This is a genomic window from Bacteroides xylanisolvens XB1A (assembly GCF_000210075.1).
Classification (GTDB): domain Bacteria; phylum Bacteroidota; class Bacteroidia; order Bacteroidales; family Bacteroidaceae; genus Bacteroides; species Bacteroides xylanisolvens.
Window position 1 is genome coordinate 697,996 of sequence record NC_021017.1, and the last position, 4,196, is coordinate 702,191.

Here is a 4,196-nt window from a genome sequence, read left to right on the forward strand (position 1 = left end):
GATAGACCGACGGGATGTCCTCTTCTGCGACCTTCAGGAGTGGAAGCAAGTGGTTTGGTCTGCCCAAAACATAAACTTGCTTCCACACTAACCGAAGGTCAATCAGTTTTGAGTGCCTCAAAATGAAATACCGTTGGAATAGTTCTTAAATAGAATGGATTAAGAGGTTACATTCCTTTCCAATGCTCGAAATCTTCTGAATAGAGTTCAATGTGATGGCGAACGATGTTCTCCAATAGTCCCGACATGCTCATTCTATCCTCACCGATTTTGCAGGCGAACTTGTCGAGCATTTTTCGCAACTTACCGCTGATGAATACTGGCTTACGGTCTTCAATCTTGTAAGCACGCATAAAGGTGTTACGATACTCCTCCAACGAGAGTTTGCGTTGCTTACTGCTCACTCTGCGTTGGATGGGTGATGTCGGTGGCTGTTCCTCGGCATTAACAATAGGTGAAATCTCTGTAGCCACCTCTGCAACGGAAGACGCTGCTTCCGTTTGGGCTTGTTTTGCTACTGACGGTAGAGGCTCTGGCAGAATGTCGTCAATGGATGATCCTACGGATTCCATTGTTTGCAAATTCTCCATATCTGAGCTATTACCCTTATTACTCCTGTAAAAAGACCTTGTAGTCATTTGGTCGATAATTTCTTGACACTGTTCTTGTGTCAACTCAACTTGTTTTTTCTTCATACTTATCACTTTTTGAATGTTCAACAATATGGTCTTTGTGCACAATCTTGACCGATTATCTGCTGCAAAGAAAATATGTATACAATTCTAACACAACTAATTAGGTCTATATAGGCAATTATGAATTGTATTGCATTTAGGGGTGATTCGTAGGCAGTGCCGACTGCATAATTCTTCCCAAGTTGAACGGGTAATTATGGATTAGGACGAAATGCTTAATTGAGGAAATTAAGGTCTTAAATACGTTAGCGGATAGACGGACTGCCGAAGCGTCGGGAGTTGGTCTATCCGCTATACTGCTATTATATAATTAGCGGTCATACGTTTCGGCTGTTCGGAGCAGAAGTTTGACAGACGGATAAGCATCGGTCTGACAAACGACAATGAGCGGAAAAGATCCGAGACGGATAATCGCTTGGGGATATTCTTATATAATATTGGTTACAATGTTATGTATGCTTATGAATGTATCATCATATACATCTAAAAATGCCACGAACTGTGCCACATACTGCAACAGGCTCACCGTATGATTGAGGTGTGATAACTTATCTATTACTTCGCACCAACAAAACGAAATTGCATATGAGGAAAGAGCCTATTTCGATGACTGATTATCGTGCCTGTGATGAAACGATATGACAAGGAATGACACCTATTGTTAGTGCCATTGAAGTATAAAAATCTCTTCCTTATTTAGCAGTGCGAAACAAGAAAACAAGTGAAATAATATAAAACAAAAGTGTATGGATTTAATCATTTTTGAGAGAAAGGCATTCGAGGAATTTGCCACGAAGATTGAGCAGTTCATTCTGCGAGTATCAAATTCACCCGTTGTCAAGAACGGGAAGAAAAAGACAAACAATTGGCTCGACCATCAGGATGTTTGTCAGCGATTGAAGATAAGCAAGCGTACATTGCAGACCTTGCGTGATAACGGGACACTAGCCTACACCAAAATCGGCAACCGCACCTACTACTTGCCCGAAGATGTAGAGAGCATTGTAACAAAGGTAGAGGACAGACGAAAAGAAGCCAAGTGGAAAGGACGAGAAATCTAATCAATGTATAACAATAAAACCATTTGAACTATGTATCAAGAAATGCGAACAAAAGACGATGCGTGGATGCAGTCCATTCACGAGAGTATCGACCAACTATCGGAAATTCTCGATAGTATGCCCAAAGATGGTGCAGCCTTGCAAAACGATGATGAGTATTTATGCGACAAAGAAGTTGCGTATATGCTTAAAGTGAGCCGAAGGACATTGAGCGAATACAGAAGCAATGGCACATTGCCTTACTATGTACTCGGTGGCAAAGTTTTGTACAAGCGAAGTGAGATTGAGCAGGCATTGAAACGGGAGTATAACGGCAAGCACCTGATGAATAACAGCGGATAAACCTATCTATATTTTTGGAGGGAGTGAAATTTACCGCTTGCCCTATATTCATCTGCGCAAAATGATAGTGCCGCTATGGATAAAAGTAAGAACAGCATACAAATGGGTTATCAATGTAAGACCCTTTTGTATGCTGTCTGTTTATCTTTATCTACATTTTCGTCAGTCGCTCATTTCCGTTGCCGTCTGCATTTTTGAGTACAGACATTGAAAGGGGAAAGGTTTTCGGGCTGAATACTCTCCGTAGGAGGAAGATTAAGTCCGAAACGGCTTGCCGCCCGACCTTTCAACTTTCAAGGGCTGATGTACTACCTTTGCAGACGAGCAAAGGAAAGGGGCGAATGACAGAATCGGGAAACTCATAATATCACAGATTGATGATAGACCAAATCAAATATTACCCTGCAACAATGAAAAATGCACCATCTTTTTGCTCGTTCATAAAAAAGTTGTACCTTTGTTCCAAGATGAGTTGTACATCAATGCAAATCATGCAAGTATGTAGAAATCAGAACAGTTGCCAACTCATTACCTCGTTCTTGAACTTTTCGCATAAACTTTTTATTCTTAGCGGATTATGAGATTATTCCAAATATATATTTTATTGTATTATCTATTTTATGTATTCTTTTTCTGCAAATTCCAAAGGTGAAGAAGCACTCCTTCACCCACAAAATTCTTATTTACTGGTAATTCAGAAGAAAAATGAAGGAGTAGATTAAATAAATGTTTCTTATATATAGAGAATACAGCTTAAGCAGAAAGAAAAAAAGCAGCGTTTTAAGAGAAGGAAAGCGGCGCTTTAAGTAGGCTAAAGCATTGCTTTAGCTGCGGAAAATAGCTGCTTTTATTTGATTCTACTTCTTCTATCCACTTCTCTCTAATCTGGAAAATTTCAAAGATAAAACAATTAGATTTTCCAAAGAAATATTTTTTAAGCCAGAAACGGATATGAGAAATCATTGTAATAATCATGTCTTTTATTACATTGATATTTCGAAGTCAATATGCTCAAGACAGAATCAACTTTTGAATCATTTTCATATAGGATGAGCATATAAATACTATCTTTGCGAATATCAATCATGATAAAAGAGTACCCCAAAAGATAAAGAAAAGATATGAATTCCAACAAATTCTCCTATCAAGGACAAATCGAGACTATTCTTCATTATCTAAATTCCATGATACAAAAGAATTGGACAGGTAAAACTGCTGATGAGTTCAATCGTTTGATGTCTATACCAGAATTAGCTAAAATAGCATGCATGTCTGCTCGCAATCTTCAGCTGATGTTTAAAGCTTACACTAGCGAAACAATACATCAATATATCATTCGCACACGTATGGAATACGCCCAGCAATTACCCAAAGATAATAAAAAAAGTATAGCTGAAATATATGAATATATTGGATTTGCTAACCAGTCAGCTTTAAATAATACACTTCAAAAAAAATACAATCTCACTCCTCGAGAACTACAAAAGAAATTATTGGAAACAAGTCATACTTATCCTTCATGTATTTCTCCTTACCGCATAGTGGAATCAGAAACAATACCTGTCTTATTTTTATCTTATATTGGCAATTATGACACTTGTAGCACAGTTGCTTTTGAGACATACACTTGGGATTGCCTATATAAATATGCTAAAGAAAACTCTTTATTACCAGATAAGGAAGATTATTGGGGGATAGCTTATGATGATACAGACATTACCTCATTAGAAAAATGCCGTTTTTACGCTTGTATAGCCATTCAAAAAAGAGTAGGATCCAATCCTCCTCTTACTAATCCAATAAAACATATGGATTTACCTCAAGGTACATACGCAGTTTATATTCATCAAGGAGATTATGCATTGTTAGATGCCTTCTATGAGATAATATTGAAACAATTACCGCAATCATATTGCTTAGGAGAAACTCCAATCTTGGAACATTACTTGAACTCTCCCGCTGACACAGATGTGAAAGAGCTTCTTACTGAAGTTTGGATTCCAATCATTAAATAATTTTGTATAAGGGTGAAATATCACTCTTATACAAAATTAGTAACTATCATGCCTGGTATACACTCTTTATCAAAGACTTAGGA

At 37.7% G+C, this 4,196-nt stretch carries 4 protein-coding genes; 3 read left to right on the forward strand and 1 reads right to left on the reverse strand.

Translation table 11 applies throughout. From position 1 onward, the window contains the following. Positions 1–167: 167 nt before the first annotated feature. Positions 168–590, reverse strand: a complete 423-nt coding sequence (locus tag BXY_RS02880; RefSeq protein WP_243442463.1) for a DUF3408 domain-containing protein — start codon at positions 588–590, stop codon at positions 168–170. 851 nt (positions 591–1,441) lie between these two features. Here BXY_RS02880 and BXY_RS02885 point away from each other — a divergent pair. The 3 genes from BXY_RS02885 to BXY_RS02895 all read left to right on the forward strand — a co-directional run bounded on the left by BXY_RS02885 (position 1,442) and on the right by BXY_RS02895 (position 4,113). After that, positions 1,442–1,756, forward strand: coding sequence for a helix-turn-helix domain-containing protein (locus BXY_RS02885; RefSeq protein ID WP_015531180.1), 315 nt, complete (start codon positions 1,442–1,444; stop codon positions 1,754–1,756). 30 nt (positions 1,757–1,786) lie between these two features. Then, complete coding sequence (locus BXY_RS02890; RefSeq protein ID WP_015531181.1) at positions 1,787–2,098, forward strand: helix-turn-helix domain-containing protein; 312 nt, start codon at positions 1,787–1,789, stop codon at positions 2,096–2,098. A gap of 1,184 nt (positions 2,099–3,282) precedes the next feature. After that, the gene (locus BXY_RS02895; RefSeq protein WP_243442464.1) at positions 3,283–4,113 is read left to right on the forward strand and encodes an AraC family transcriptional regulator; all 831 of its coding nucleotides are present in this window, start codon (positions 3,283–3,285) and stop codon (positions 4,111–4,113) included. Positions 4,114–4,196 lie beyond the last annotated feature (83 nt).